This is a genomic window from Bradyrhizobium sp. 215_C5_N1_1 (genome assembly GCF_052075935.1).
In the GTDB taxonomy this organism is placed as follows: Bacteria; Pseudomonadota; Alphaproteobacteria; order Rhizobiales; family Xanthobacteraceae; genus Bradyrhizobium; species Bradyrhizobium barranii.
In genome coordinates, this window is sequence record NZ_CP197228.1 from 204,751 (window position 1) to 218,389 (window position 13,639).

Genomic DNA, 13,639 nt, shown 5'->3' on the forward strand with positions numbered 1-13,639 from the left:
GGCCTGTTGCGGGCGTGGCTCCGGACAAGACCCAGACGGACCGCATCCGTCATTGCCTTGCTTCGAGGCGCGCTCGACGCAATCGGAACGAAAATCATCCTGTGCGGAAGGTAGTGCCTTACTGCACTCATGCACGGTCGCCTCCCTCATAGGCCGGCCCACCCCTTACCAGCGCTTAATTCTCCCTGAACGCACGGTTGATCCGTAACGTCATCGGCTGCAAAAGATATTCCGCAAAGGTTCGTTCCCCCGTCTCGACAAATATCTCGACAGGCATTCCAGGCATCAATGTGGAGATGTAGGAGGCCGTCGGCGCGTTGGGGTCCAGCTCAACCTCGGCCAAATAGGAGCTGTCACCGGAATGGGTGTCGGTCAGTGCGTCTGCCGCAACGCCGACCACCCTTCCCTCAAGCATCGGCCGGCGGCGAATGTTCAGCGCGTGAACTCGCACACGCGCCATCTGTCCGACATAGACCTCTTCCCGATCGGCAGGCTTCAATGTCGCCTCGATGACAAGCCGATCTTGCATCGGAACGATTTCCAAAAGGGTTTCCCGAGGTCCAAGCACGGCATTGAGGTCCCTGCTGTTGAGGCCGACGATCCTTCCACTTTCCGGGGCACGCAATTCAGACCGGACAAGCTGGGCACGCAACGCGGCAATTCGATGTCTGAGGTCGCCGATCTCCTCGCTGGTCGCATGCCGCTGCTTGGCGATATCCTGATTTTGGTTGAACCCCAGCTGCCGGCGTCTGTCCTGCAACTCCGCGATCTTGCCCTGCATCTCCGAGATTGACGCGGCATTACGATCGACCTGTCCGGTGGCCTCGGCTTCGGCGCGTTGCAAGGCCAGCAAACGTGGTTTCCGGGCGAGGCCCTTTGCGAGGAGATAACTCGTGTCGGCGATTTCTTCCCGCAACAGCTTGAGTTGCTGTTCAAGCCCTTGGGTGTTGCTCTGCAGGCCGCGGATGGTGTCCGCGTTTTGCAGCATCTGCTGATCGATCACCTTGCGCTCGTTCTCAATCGCGGCCAGTCGCGCGGCAAATTCGGCCTCCTGGGTTTGAATGGCGATACGTGCGGAGAGACGCGTCGCACTTTCCCGCAATTCGTCCGGAAACCGGATTGACTTCGCGGCGTCCTGCTCCGCCGCCAGCCGGGCCTCCATCGCCAGATCAGCAAAGAACTTCGTTTCGAGGGAACCAAGGCTCCCTTCGATCTGCGCGGTGTCGAGCCGTGCAATGAGTTGACCGGCTTCGACGTGATCGTTCTCCCGGACATAGATCGATTTGATGATTCCGCCTTCCAGATGTTGCACAGCCTTGCGCTTCGAATGGACCTTGATGAATCCTGGTGCCACGACAGCGCCGCGGAGCGGAACCGTGGTTGCCCACAAGCCGAAGCCGCAAAACTGCAGGACGAGCAATACACAGCCCCATGCGATGATCCGTCGCATGTCGGATCGCGGTTGCTCCGTCGGCCAGGTCTTCGACGGACCTGCAACAGGCGCGGACATCGCGGAGGCATGACCGGTCTGCGTCATGGAATGACCCTCCTGCCTGGCAACCTCTGAGGTTCGACATTGCGCGGGAGCCCTGGCGAACCCGGTACCGGTGCCGGCCGCTGGGCGCGAAGAACATCATATGGCGGTCCGAAGGCGACCTGGTTGCCGTCCCTCAACAGCAGCACGGCATCGGCGATGGTCAACAGCCGCGGCCGGTGGGTGACGATCACCGACGCCGCGCCGCGCGCTTTGGCCGATTGAATGGCGGAGCACAACGCTTCTTCGCCGTCCGGGTCGAGATTGGCATTGGGCTCATCCAGCAGGATCAATTTGCGATCGCCGAAGAAGGCGCGTGCAAGACCAATGCGCTGACGCTGGCCACCGGATAGCCTGCAGCCGTCGCGGCCGATCTCGGTCTGGTAGCCGGCCGGAAGGGACAGGATCATCTCATGCGCCTGCGCGAGCATGGCCGCGGCGACGATGGCCTCGTCCCGTGCGTATTCGTCGAACCCGGCAATGGCTTCGGCCACCGTTCCATCCAGGAGCTGCACGTCCTGGGGGAGATAGCCGACGAATTGCCCAAGCTGGTCGGGATCCCAGGTATGGAGTGCTGCGTGGTCCAACCGGATCGTACCGCTGGTCGGCCGATCGAGGCCTGCCATCAAGCGCAGCAATGTGGATTTTCCGGCGCCGGTCGGCCCGATCACGACGACAAGCTCGGACGGCCGGCATTGAAATGATATGCCCGCGAGGATGGGACGCTGCGTCCCGCCAATCCGGAATGTCACCCGTTCGACCTTGAGCATGCCGGCTGGCGGCGGAAGCAACGTCTTCCGCGGACGCGCAAGCACCGGCATCGCGGCGTTGCAGACCTGCGTCCAGGCGTCCTGCGCAGATGCCAGCGCGCGCCAGGCCGAGACCAATCCTTCCATGGGCTGCAATGTGCGCGCTATCAGGATCGAGCTCGCGATCAGACTGCCGGACAGCACCTCGTTCTGGAGCACGAGCCAGGCACCGCATCCGATCGCGGCAATCTGCAGAATGGTCCTGACCATTCGCGCGGCGGCGCTGATCGTGTAGATGCGTTCGCTGGCCCGCACCACCGGAGCCAGGGCTTCGTCATTGAGGCTCATGAACGCGCGGATGGCGCCCCGGGTCCAGCCCATCGCCCGCACCACGCTGGAGTGCCGGACGATTCCATCGAGCAAGGCCTGCGTCTTCAACGCGGCCTGCGAAGCCTGCGCAATTTCCCCGCGCGCGATCCAGTGGCTTGCGACACCCATCGCCAGCAGGACCCCCACCCCGATCAGGGCTATGACGCCATACCAGGGGTGCAGGAAGAACAGGATGAGAATGAACACCGGGAGGAATGGAGCATCTATCAGCGATGTGACCGTTCCGCTCGACAGGAAAGTTCTCAACTCGCGAAGCTTGACCAGATCGTGCTGCCGGCCGTCGCCCGGCGCCGCGCCGGTGATGCTGCCTTCAAGGATGATCGGAGCGAGGCAGTGCTCGAACCCGACCGCGAACCGGCTCAACAGGCGGTTACGAAACGTGTCGAAGGCGGCGCTGAAGGCGAGAGCGCCGACGGCGATGACGGTGAGGCCGACAAGCGTCTCGACGCTTCCGCTGCTGAGCACGCGGTCGAACACTTCGATGGAAAAGAAAGGTACGACCAGCAGCAGCAGGTTTACGGACACGCTGAAACAGACGATCCACACCAATGCGAATCGTCCCGGAATCAAGGCCACCAGCAATCTCTGACCAGATGCTGGGATCACACCACGGTTACGCGAATACATAACTTGCCGGCACTATCACTGACTGAAATGAGGGCGGGGCGGCCTGACAGCCGCCCCGCTACTAGTCGGGACTAGACAACGTCAACGGCCGTATAACCGGCGGCAGTGTTGATTTCGGCGATCGACTCGAACGGTGTCGCGCCGCCCGTGATGCCATCGAGCTGGATGGCGCCGAAGCCGAAATCCAGCACGGTGTTGGTGCCGTCGTCGTCCACTACCACTGTAGCCGGGTCAAAGCCTGGCGGAGCGTCGACAACAACGGCATCGCCATCGGCAAAGCTGAGATCGGTGACTTCATCGTTGCCGAAGTTCGTAGCTGTGTTGTCGCCGAAATTGTGCGTATCGGTACCAGCACCGCCCGTCAGCACATCATCGCCGAGTCCACCGTTGAGGACGTCGGCGCCATTGCCGCCGGACAACTCGTCATCGCCGTTACCGCCGTTCAGGGTGTCATTGCCGGCGCCGCCCGACAGGATGTCAGCCCCAGCCCCGCCGTTCAGGACATCGGTGCCGTCGCCGCCATCGAGCGTGTCATCTCCGGCGTCGCCGTCGAGCGTGTCGTTGCCGGTTCCGCCGCTCATTTCGTCATCACCGGCGCCGCCGCTCATGGCATCGTTGCCCGCGCCGCCGGCCATCTCGTCGTCTCCGGCATCGCCGAACATCGTATCGTTACCGGCGCCGCCGTCCATGATGTCGTCGCCCGCGTCGCCGTGCATGGTGTCGTTGCCATCGCCACCGTCGAGCGTATCGGCGCCCAAACCGCCGTTCAGGATGTCGTCACCGGTACCGCCGTTCAGCACGTCATTGCCAAGTCCGCCGTTCAGCGTGTCGTTGCCGGCATCGCCATTCAGAGTGTCATCTCCGAATCCACCGTTGAGTAGGTCGTTACCGTCGCCGCCATTCAAGACGTCATTGCCGGCGTCGCCGCTCAACGTATCGTCGCCGGCGTCGCCCCACAGGGTGTCGGCACCCGCACCGCCATGAATGTCATCATTGCCGTCGCCGCCGTGGATGCTGTCGTCGCCGGCGTCACCAAAGAGCTGGTCAGCGCCGTTTCCGCCATCGATGGTGTCGTTGCCTTGGTCGCCATGGACGATGTCGGCGCCGGCATTTCCGTTCAGCGTGTCGTCGCCCGCGCCGCCGTTGATCGTGTCGTCGCCGGCGCCACCGGTGATCGTATCGATACCGGCATTTCCATCAAGGATGTCGTTGCCGGCACCGCCATCGATGGAATCATTGCCCGCGCCGCCGCTTACGTCATCATTGCCGTCCAGGCCAGTAATGGTGTCGTTGCCTTGAAGGCCAAAGATCTGATCGTCTACATTCGTGCCAGGCAACACATCGTCGCCTGCTGTTCCGATGATCAGTGCCATGATCTTCACTCCCTTTGCATGGAAATGCGCGATGCGGGTCGCCTTGCGGCCCGTCACGGACGTCGCAGATTTCGGGTTGGCTTGATGCCCATCACCGATCGATGTGGGCTCCGATCAAGCAACCTTGGATGAAACGAGAGCGATCCAGCAATCCCCATTTGGGGACAAAAGAATACGGCAAGCTGGTGGACCCAATGACGGCCACGGTCTTCGTCTCAGGCGCGAACGACCCTCAGGCGTTCAAGCGAATGAGTCCGTCAAGGTGATGCAAGATGATGTCGACGTGAGTGCGAGCGGAGATGTCCGCGACGCTCTCCTGATCGCGTGCGATGATCGCACGCGCGTGCTGTCCGCTAGAGCCGGATGATGCTCGCGTCAATCCAGGATAGGCTCTCGCGACGATCCGTCTTCATGGCTGCGGGCCGTCATAGCCCTCGATGATGATGAGGTCGGCGATGGAGTGCGGCTGGCGCACCTTGATGTTGGCTTGGTATTCCGGCGAGTTGTAGCAGGCGATCGCGGTCTCGTAGTCCGGAAATTCAATCACGACGTTGCGCGAGCGGCTGGCGCCTTCGACGGTGGTGAATTTGCCGGCGCGGACGACGAAGCGGCCACCCCATTTCTTGAAGATCGGACCGTTGGCGACGGCATAAGGCTTGTAGCCCTCGTCACTGCTCACATCCACGCGCCCGATCCAGTAGCCCTTTGCCATTGTTCTTCTCCCTGTTTGTCGGTCTCTATCTAAGCATGAAACCGCTGCGCGGTTTTTCCGAATCATGCGCCGAGCGCCTGCGCGATCTCGGCCTGGATGGCTTCAGCGATCGCCTTGGGGTCGGCGGCTTCCACCACCGGCCGTCCGACGACGAGATAATCGGCGCCCGCGGCAATTGCGCGGCCCGGCGTCATGATGCGTTTCTGGTCGCCGCTCGCAGAACCCGCCGGCCGGATGCCTGGGGTGACGAGATGCATCTGGTGGCCGACGATCTTGCGCAAGGCGCCGACCTCCTCGGGCGATGACACCAGCCCGTCGACGCCGAGCACCTGCGCCTGCTGCGCGCGCGCTTCGACCAGCTCGGCGACGCTGAGCCGATAGCCGGCCGCGTGCAGATCGTCGTCGTTGTAGGACGTCAGCACCGTGACGGCGAGAATCTTCAGGCTCGCGCTGCCGCGGCCTTCGACCGCGCCCTTCATGGTCTGCGGATAGGCGTGCACGGTGAGGAAAGTCGCGCCCAGCCTGGCCACGCTCTCCACACCACGCGTGACGGTGTTGCCGATGTCGTGCATCTTGAGATCGGCGAACACCTTCTTGCCCTTGTCGGCGAGCTTGCCGATCAGCGGCAGGCCGCCGGCATAAGCGAGCTGATAACCGATCTTGTAGAAGGTGACGCTGTCGCCGAGCCTTGCGATCATCGCCTCCGCGGCGTCAACGCTGGGCAGGTCGAGCGCTACGATCAGGCGGTCCTTCGGGGCGATCTCGGCTGGCGTCATGTCACCTCACATCATGCGTTGGGAAATGTCGATCAATTGCCGCACCAGCTCCTTCAACGCGGCGATGTCGCCCTCGTTCTTCAGCCTGTCCATATCGTCATAGGCCTGGTCGGCAAAGGCGAGCGTGAGCTGGCTGGCAATCACATTGGCGTGGCAGGAGGTCAGGATCAGCCGCAGCGCCTGGAGCGCACGGGCCGCACCGAGCCGGCTCTGCGAGGCGCCGGCGAGCGCGAAGGCGCGGTTGCGAAACACGTCGCCGCGCGTCTCGTGCAGCTCATGTACGCGGCTGATCCAGTCGATCGCGTTCTTGAGCAGCGGCGGCACCGAGGCGTTATATTCGGGCGAAACGATCAGCACGCCATGATGCGCGCCGATCATGCGCTTGAGATTGATCGCGTGCTTGGGCGCGCCCGACTTGGCCTGGAGATCGCCGTCATAGATCGGCAGCGGAAAATCGGCGAGCGAGATGCGGGTGACGTCGACGCCGGCCTGGGCGAATTCATAGGCGGCGACCGCCGCCAGCTTCGCATTGTGCGAGCCGGTGCGCAGCGAGCCGGGAATGACCAGGATTTTGGGTGCGGACATCCACTTCCATGCGTTCGGCGAAACGAGTCCGCCGCGCAAAAGGGAATGCCGACGGAATTAGTCCTTGCGATACACCCAGACGCGGGCCGGCGGAAGGTTCATCCAGATCCGTTCCGAGGCCTCTGTGGACACGCCGGGCAGCGATTTCGGGATCGGCGGCACCACCGCATAGGTGAACTGCACGAAGGGCGCGCCCGGGGTCAGCGCCGCGAAGGCGTCGCGGACCAGCCGGAGCCGCGTCAGCATCGGTTTTGTCACGAGCGGAAGGCCGGAGACGACGGCGGAGGCCGGCGCGCTGAGCACGTTCCAGAGCGTGTCGCGCAGGCGATAAGCATCGCCCTGCACCACCTTGGCTTGCGGATAGCGGTCGCGCAGCAAGGCGCAGAAGCCGGGATTGTATTCGACGAGGACGAGGCGCTTCTGGTCGACGCCCCGCTCGACCAGGGCCGAGGTGATAGCGCCGGTGCCGGGCCCGAGCTCGACCACGGGTGCGTCTGAATTGACGTCGACGTAATGCGCCATGGTCCGGGCGAGCAGCTTGCCCGAAGGCATCACTGCACCCATGTGCAGCGGCTTTTCGATCCACGACCTTAGAAAGCGCACCTCGTCGTCGAGACGGGGCTTCTTCAACGCACGCGCGGACGATGGCAATGGCATGTCGGGACCGGACGGGACCGCGGGACCGCGGCGTGTCAGAAAATGGTCATAAACAGGTATAGGCCGAAGGCGATACGGTCAAGACGAGTCAGGTCGCCCGATTACTGAATAGATCCTTGACCTTGGCGAAGAAGCCGACCGATTCCGGCTGGGTATTGCCGGAGGAGAGCTTTTCGAATTCCGCCAGCAATTCCTGCTGCTTCTTGGTGAGATTCTGCGGGGTCTCGACGGCAACCTGAACGTACATGTCGCCCATCTGGCGCGAGCGCAGCACCGGCATGCCTTTTGATGCAATGCGGAATCGGCGGCCCGACTGGGTTCCGGCCGGCACCTTCACCTTGGTTTTGCCGCTGTCGATGGTCGGCACCTCGAATTCGCCGCCGAGGGCGGCCGTCACCATCGAGATCGGCACCCGGCAGTGCAAATCGGCGCCGTCGCGCTGGAAGAGCTGGTGCTGGGCCAGCGACAGGAAGATGTAGAGGTCGCCGGGCGGGCCGCCGCGAACCCCGGCCTCGCCTTCGCCGGCGAGCCTGATCCGGGTGCCGTCCTCGACCCCCGGGGGAATGTTGACCGACAGTGTTCGCTCGCGGGTGACCCGGCCCTGGCCGGAGCAGGACGGGCAGGCATCCTCGATCATCTGGCCGCGGCCCTGGCAGCTCGGACAGGTGCGCTCCAGCGTGAAGAAGCCCTGCGACTGTCGCACGCGGCCAGCGCCGCCGCAGCTCGAGCAGGTCTTCGGCTTGGTGCCGGCCTTGGCGCCGATGCCCGAGCAGGCCTCGCAGGTGACCGAGACCGGAATCTCGATCTGCGCGGTCTTGCCGCCAAAGGCTTCCTCGAGCGTGATTTCCATGTTGTAGCGCAGGTCGGCGCCACGCTCGCGGCCACCGCGGCCGCGCTGCCCGGCCATGCCGAACAGGTCTTCGAAGATGTCGGAGAAGGAGGAGGCGAAGCCCGCACCGAAACCGGCGCCGCCGCCGCCCTGCTCGAAGGCCGCATGGCCGAAGCGGTCATAGGCCGCGCGCTTGTCCTTGTCCTTGAGGACCTCGTAGGCCTCGTTGATTTCCTTGAACTTGACTTCGCTGGTGTCGTCCCCGGGGTTGCGGTCCGGGTGGAATTTCATCGCAAGCTTGCGGAAGGACGATTTCAGGACGGAATCGTCGGCAGTGCGTTCGACTTCGAGCGTTTCGTAATAGCAGCGCTTGGTGGACGTGGACATGTTGAACTCGGTCTATCCAATCGCGATTCAAGTCGGAGCGGAACAACGTCGCCAGGAGACGATATAGGCAGCCCTTTGCTTCGCGGCAGAGGGCGGCACGGCGACGTTCATCATAACGGCTGGGAATTGATCGATCGTAACGGGGACACGCCCCGCCGAGCCCGACACGACGGCCTCCCCCGTGGGGGAGGAGGCCGGTTGCGCGTGTGGGGTCCAAGCCGTCCGCATCATCACCCTCTTGGGGATCAGGCGGACTTCTTGTTGTTCTTGTCGTCGTCGACTTCGGTGAATTCCGCGTCGACGACGTCGTCCTTGGCCGCATCCTTCTTGGCGTCGGCCTCGGCCTGCTGCTTGTACATGGCCTCGCCGAGCTTCATCGAAGCCTGGGCCAGCGTCTGGGTCTTGGCCTTGATCGCCTCGGCATCGTCGCCCTTCAGCGCTTCCTTGAGGTCGCTGACGGCATCCTCGATGGCGCGGCGCTCGGGCTCAGCGACCTTCGAACCGTGCTCGGCCAGGGCCTTCTCGGTCGAATGCACCAAGCCATCCGCCTCGTTCTTGGCGGTGACGGCCTCGCGGCGCTTCTTGTCCGCCTCGGCGTTGGCCTCGGCGTCCTTGACCATCTTCTCGATGTCGGCTTCCGACAGGCCGCCGGAGGCCTGGATGCGGATCTGCTGCTCCTTGGCCGTGGCCTTGTCCTTGGCCGAGACGTTGACGATGCCGTTGGCGTCGATGTCGAAGGTCACCTCGATCTGCGGCATGCCGCGCGGAGCCGGCGGAATGCCCATCAGGTCGAACTGGCCGAGCATCTTGTTGTCGGCCGCCATTTCACGCTCGCCCTGGAAGACGCGGATGGTGACCGCGTTCTGGTTGTCCTCGGCAGTCGAGAACACCTGGCTCTTCTTGGTCGGGATCGTGGTGTTGCGGTCGATGATGCGGGTGAACACGCCGCCCAGCGTCTCGATGCCCAGCGACAGCGGGGTCACGTCGAGCAGCAGCACGTCCTTGACGTCGCCCTGGAGCACGCCGGCCTGGATCGCGGCACCGATCGCCACGACTTCGTCCGGGTTGACGCCCTTGTGCGGCTCCTTGCCGAACAGCTGCTTCACGACTTCCTGGACCTTCGGCATGCGCGACATGCCGCCGACCAGAACGACTTCGCCGATCTCACCGGCGGTGACGCCGGCGTCCTTCAGCGCCTTGCGGCAGGGCTCGACCGTCTTCTGGACGAGGTCGTCGACCAGCGCCTCGAACTTGGCGCGGGTGAGCTTCATCGTCAGATGCTTGGGGCCGGTCTGGTCCGCGGTGATGAAGGGCAGGTTGATCTCGGTCTGCGTCGTCGACGACAGCTCGATCTTGGCCTTTTCAGCGGCTTCCTTCAGGCGCTGCAACGCGAGCTTGTCGTTGCGCAGGTTGATGCCCTGCTCCTTCTGGAACTCGTCGGCCAGATAACCCACGAGGCGCATGTCGAAGTCTTCGCCGCCGAGGAAGGTGTCGCCGTTGGTCGACTTCACCTCGAACACGCCGTCGCCGATTTCGAGAATGGAGATATCGAACGTGCCGCCGCCGAGATCGTACACGGCGATCGTGCCGGTCTTGGTCTTGTCCAGACCATAGGCGAGCGCGGCCGCGGTCGGCTCGTTGATGATGCGCAGCACTTCAAGGCCCGCGATCTTGCCGGCGTCCTTGGTCGCCTGGCGCTGGGCGTCGTTGAAGTAAGCGGGAACGGTGATGACGGCCTGGTCGACCTTCTGGCCGAGATGGGCCTCCGCGGTCTCCTTCATCTTCTGCAGGATGAACGCAGACACCTGCGAGGGCGAGTAGGTCTGGCCGTCGGCCTCGACCCAGGCGTCGCCGTTGGAAGCCTTCACGATCTTGTACGGAACGAGCTTCTTGTCCTTCTCGACCATCGGGTCGTCGTAGCGGCGGCCGATGAGGCGCTTCACTGCGAAGAACGTACGCTCGGGATTGGTAACGGCCTGGCGCTTGGCAGGCTGGCCGACGAGGCGCTCACCGTCGTCCGTCACGGCGACGATCGAAGGCGTCGTGCGCATGCCTTCGGAATTCTCGATGACTTTGGCGTTCTTGCCATCCATCACGGCGACGCACGAATTCGTGGTGCCGAGGTCGATCCCAATGACCTTTCCCATGGTCCTGATATCCTTGTTTTTGCGGCAGGTTGGCTGGGCCCAAGAGGCACCCGCTCCAAACCCCCTAAGATCAAACATCCGCGATATTGCGATGGTTGACGCTCATATAGGAGGGGGGGAGGGGCCCGCAAGGACCGAACGCAAGTTTCGGCCATGAAAACATTGGGTTTTGGAAGATCATATCCGGGCTCAACGGCCCTTGCGGGTGAGGAATTATTAACAGGTTCAGGCGTCAGCCGGCCCCCGCCACCGTGATCTGCCCCGCCCTGTTACCGGCGGGCCAAACCCGTTAAAAGGCGGGCGGCCGGACCGCCGCCATCAAGGCGGCTTTGCGCGACAAAGCGGCCCAATGGCCGACCATCGAACGGCCTCAATGTGAACCAATCAGAGTGCCCATGAAGCTCATTCGCCCCCTCGCCGCGCTCGCCGTTCTCGTCGCCACGGCGCTTCCCGCCCTTGCGGCCGATGCCGTTTTCCCGCCCGGCTTGCGCCTCGGCATGGTGCCGCTGGTCGGCCTGAGCACGGCCAAGACGTTTCCGGGCTTCGAGAGCGAGGACGGCAGCGTCAAGGTGCTGATCACCGAGCTGCCGCCGGCGGCCTATGGCGAGGTCGTGAGCGCCTTCAATTCCAATCCCGGCGGCACCGCCGGCGTCAAGCAGGACAAGCTCGAGACCCCCGCGGGTCTTGCTTATTTCACCATGGAAAGCGGCAAGGCCGGCGAGACGCCGGTGAAGCGCTACTCGATGATCGTGCCGGGCGCCGGTTTCTCCGGCTATGTCGCGGTGCAGATCCCGGAGAACGCGACCAAGATCTACACCGACGAGGCGGTGCGGCAGATGTTTGCGAGCGCCGTCACCCGCAAGCAGGTCTCGGCCGAAGAGCAGATCGGGCTGATGCCGTTCAAGATCACCGATCTCGCCGATTTCAAGGACATCCGCACCCTGGCGCCGGGCTCCAGCATCATCCTGGCCGACGGCAATGAGAGCTCGGGCTATGAATCCAAGCCGTTCATGATCCTCGGCCTGATCGGCGCCACCCCGCAGCAGGCCGACGATCGCGCCCGCTTTGCCCAGGAGGCCGCGTTGCAGATTCCCGGCGTGCGCGAATCCCGCGTCACCATGTCGGAGCCGATCCGCATCAACGGCCAGCAGGGTTTTGAGACCCGGATCGACGGCGTCAGCGGCAAGGACAAGACGCCCGTGACCGTGGTGCAGTGGATCCGCTTCTCGAGCGGCGGTGCCTCGCTGCGCATCATCGCCAGCGCCCCGCGCGACCAGTGGTCGGCCGCCTTCATCCGCTTCCGCGCCGTGCGCGACGGCATCCAGCCCAAGGGTTAGTCTCAAGGGTTAGCCCAAGCGCTGGACAGAACCGGCTGCATTTTCGGGCTTCTGTTCGTATACGAACGGAACTAGGCTTCCTTCCATTGGATCATCCTGGAGGGAGGCGAACGATGCTTGATCGACGACAAATCCTCGCGGCGCTTGGGACAAGCGCTCTCGTAGCCCTTGCTCCAACCGCGCTCCTTGCGGCCGCATCGATCAAGCCGGACGATGCCTCCGCGCTGCTCGTGATCGACGTGCAAAACTGCTTCCTGCCCGGCGGCAGCCTCGCCGTGAAGGAAGGCGAGCAGGTCGTTCCCGTCATCAACAAGATGGCGAAAGCGTTTGCGAACGTGGTGATGACTCAGGACTGGCACACGCCGGGCCACATTTCGTTTGCGTCGGTGCACTCCGGCAAGAAGCCGTTCGAGACCGTCGACCTCCCTTACGGCAAGCAGGTGCTGTGGCCCGACCATTGCGTGCAGGGCACCGACGGCGCCGCGCTGTCGAAGGATCTTGCGATCCCGCATGCCGAGCTCATCATCCGCAAGGGTTTTCACAAGGACGTCGACAGCTATTCGGCCTTCCTGGAAGCCGACGGCAAGACCTCGACAGGCCTCGCCGGTTACCTGAAGGGCCGCAAGATCAAGCGCGTCTTCGTCGCCGGCCTCGCGACAGACTTCTGCGTCGCCTGGACCGCGCTCGACGCGCGCAAGGCGGGCTTCGAGGTCTATGTGGTGGAGGACGCCTGCCGCGGCATCGACACGCAGGGTTCGCTCGCAAAAGCCTGGGCCGACATGGCCAAGGCCGGCGTGAAGCGGATCCAGTCCGCGGATATCGCGGTGAGCGCGTAAGATAGCAATCGGTCGTTCCGGGGCGATGCAAGGCATCGAACCCGGAATGACGCCAAGGCTTAGTTCGCCGCTCAGTTCACTTCGTTGCTGTTCGCAGCCGGCGCAGCCTTCGTGCCGCCCTTGGCGACACCGACCAGCGCCGGGCGCAGCACGCGCTCGCCGATGGTGTAGCCGTCCTGCATGACCTGCACGACGGTGCCCGCAGGCACCGACGCATCCGGCACCTCGTACATCGCCTGCTGGAAGTTCGGGTCGAACTTCTGGCCCTGCGGATCGAACTTCTTGACGCCGTGCTTTTCCAGCGCGTTGAGCAGCGAGCGCTCGGTGAGCTCGACGCCCTCGATCAGCGAGGTCAGGCCCGGATCGGCCGCGGCACGGGCCTCGGCCGGAACGGCATCGAGCGCACGCTGGAGATTGTCGGCGATGTCGAGCACGTCGCGGGCGAAGCCGGTGATGCCGTAGAGGCGGGCATCGGCGACTTCCTTGGTGGTGCGCTTGCGCAGATTTTCCATCTCGGCCAGCGTCCGCAGCATGCGGTCGCGCGCCTCGGCGGCTTCCTTCTGCAACAGCTCGACCGAGCCGGGCTCCGGATCGTCGGGCATGATGTAGGGTTTTGACACCACCGGCTCGTCGGTCGGTGGGGTCGTGTCGTCGGGCTGCCGGTCTCGATCGGTCATCGGCTCTCTTCTCGAACTCGTCT

The 13,639-nt window shown here is 63.8% G+C and carries 12 protein-coding genes; 2 read left to right on the plus strand and 10 right to left on the minus strand.

What is annotated here, in order from left to right; translation table 11 throughout:
* Window positions 1-175: 175 nt before the first annotated feature.
* The 9 genes from AB7G19_RS00900 to dnaK all read right to left on the minus strand — a co-directional run bounded on the left by AB7G19_RS00900 (window position 176) and on the right by dnaK (window position 10,766).
* On the minus strand, window positions 176-1,537 hold the full coding sequence (locus AB7G19_RS00900; protein WP_085404977.1) for an HlyD family type I secretion periplasmic adaptor subunit: 1,362 nt from the start codon (window positions 1,535-1,537) through the stop codon (window positions 176-178).
* Window positions 1,534-3,219, minus strand: coding sequence for a type I secretion system permease/ATPase (locus AB7G19_RS00905; RefSeq protein ID WP_085405105.1), 1,686 nt, complete (start codon window positions 3,217-3,219; stop codon window positions 1,534-1,536). Before AB7G19_RS00905 ends, AB7G19_RS00900 begins: the two co-directional genes overlap by 4 nt.
* Window positions 3,220-3,371: 152 nt before the next feature.
* Window positions 3,372-4,673: a calcium-binding protein gene (locus tag AB7G19_RS00910; RefSeq protein WP_245344265.1), complete on the minus strand. Its 1,302-nt coding sequence runs from the start codon at window positions 4,671-4,673 to the stop codon at window positions 3,372-3,374.
* A gap of 409 nt (window positions 4,674-5,082) precedes the next feature.
* A complete protein-coding gene (locus AB7G19_RS00915) occupies window positions 5,083-5,385 on the minus strand; it encodes a DUF1330 domain-containing protein (protein ID WP_063980243.1) in 303 nt (100 codons plus the stop codon).
* A gap of 62 nt (window positions 5,386-5,447) precedes the next feature.
* Window positions 5,448-6,161: an orotidine-5'-phosphate decarboxylase gene (gene pyrF, locus AB7G19_RS00920; protein WP_085404975.1), complete on the minus strand. Its 714-nt coding sequence runs from the start codon at window positions 6,159-6,161 to the stop codon at window positions 5,448-5,450.
* A gap of 6 nt (window positions 6,162-6,167) precedes the next feature.
* Complete coding sequence (locus tag AB7G19_RS00925) at window positions 6,168-6,746, minus strand: NADPH-dependent FMN reductase (RefSeq protein ID WP_085405104.1); 579 nt, start codon at window positions 6,744-6,746, stop codon at window positions 6,168-6,170.
* A 57-nt stretch (window positions 6,747-6,803) separates the two neighbouring features.
* Window positions 6,804-7,403, minus strand: coding sequence for a class I SAM-dependent methyltransferase (locus AB7G19_RS00930; RefSeq protein ID WP_028148799.1), 600 nt, complete (start codon window positions 7,401-7,403; stop codon window positions 6,804-6,806).
* Window positions 7,404-7,491: 88 nt separating this feature from the next.
* Window positions 7,492-8,619: a molecular chaperone DnaJ gene (gene dnaJ / locus AB7G19_RS00935; RefSeq protein WP_063980245.1), complete on the minus strand. Its 1,128-nt coding sequence runs from the start codon at window positions 8,617-8,619 to the stop codon at window positions 7,492-7,494.
* 245 nt (window positions 8,620-8,864) lie between these two features.
* A complete protein-coding gene (gene dnaK, locus AB7G19_RS00940) occupies window positions 8,865-10,766 on the minus strand; it encodes a molecular chaperone DnaK (RefSeq protein WP_028148797.1) in 1,902 nt (633 codons plus the stop codon).
* Between the two features lie 395 nt (window positions 10,767-11,161).
* Between dnaK and AB7G19_RS00945 the strand changes: the two genes are divergently transcribed.
* Window positions 11,162-12,103 (plus strand): hypothetical protein, encoded by a 942-nt coding sequence (locus AB7G19_RS00945; RefSeq protein ID WP_441267667.1) that lies wholly within the window; start codon window positions 11,162-11,164, stop codon window positions 12,101-12,103.
* Window positions 12,104-12,216: 113 nt separating this feature from the next.
* Complete coding sequence (gene pncA / locus AB7G19_RS00950) at window positions 12,217-12,939, plus strand: bifunctional nicotinamidase/pyrazinamidase (protein ID WP_028155509.1); 723 nt, start codon at window positions 12,217-12,219, stop codon at window positions 12,937-12,939.
* 71 nt (window positions 12,940-13,010) lie between these two features.
* On the opposite strand, the gene grpE is transcribed toward pncA, so the two are convergent.
* Entirely contained in the window at window positions 13,011-13,616 is a 606-nt protein-coding gene (grpE, locus tag AB7G19_RS00955; protein WP_441267668.1) for a nucleotide exchange factor GrpE, read from the minus strand.
* Window positions 13,617-13,639 lie beyond the last annotated feature (23 nt).

Excerpts from the sequence above, each read along its gene's own strand:
- AB7G19_RS00915 (WP_063980243.1), bottom strand. The coding sequence starts at position 5,385 with ATGGCAAAGGGCTACTGGATCGGGCGCGTGGATGTGAGCAGTGACGAG.
- AB7G19_RS00925 (WP_085405104.1), bottom strand. The coding sequence starts at position 6,746 with ATGTCCGCACCCAAAATCCTGGTCATTCCCGGCTCGCTGCGCACCGGC.
- grpE (WP_441267668.1), bottom strand. The coding sequence starts at position 13,616 with ATGACCGATCGAGACCGGCAGCCCGACGACACGACCCCACCGACCGAC.
- AB7G19_RS00945 (WP_441267667.1), top strand. The coding sequence starts at position 11,162 with ATGAAGCTCATTCGCCCCCTCGCCGCGCTCGCCGTTCTCGTCGCCACG.
- pyrF (WP_085404975.1), bottom strand. The coding sequence starts at position 6,161 with ATGACGCCAGCCGAGATCGCCCCGAAGGACCGCCTGATCGTAGCGCTC.
- dnaJ (WP_063980245.1), bottom strand. The coding sequence starts at position 8,619 with ATGTCCACGTCCACCAAGCGCTGCTATTACGAAACGCTCGAAGTCGAA.
- AB7G19_RS00930 (WP_028148799.1), bottom strand. The coding sequence starts at position 7,403 with ATGCCATTGCCATCGTCCGCGCGTGCGTTGAAGAAGCCCCGTCTCGAC.
- pncA (WP_028155509.1), top strand. The coding sequence starts at position 12,217 with ATGCTTGATCGACGACAAATCCTCGCGGCGCTTGGGACAAGCGCTCTC.
- AB7G19_RS00910 (WP_245344265.1), bottom strand. The coding sequence starts at position 4,673 with ATGGCACTGATCATCGGAACAGCAGGCGACGATGTGTTGCCTGGCACG.
- AB7G19_RS00900 (WP_085404977.1), bottom strand. The coding sequence starts at position 1,537 with ATGACGCAGACCGGTCATGCCTCCGCGATGTCCGCGCCTGTTGCAGGT.
- dnaK (WP_028148797.1), bottom strand. The coding sequence starts at position 10,766 with ATGGGAAAGGTCATTGGGATCGACCTCGGCACCACGAATTCGTGCGTC.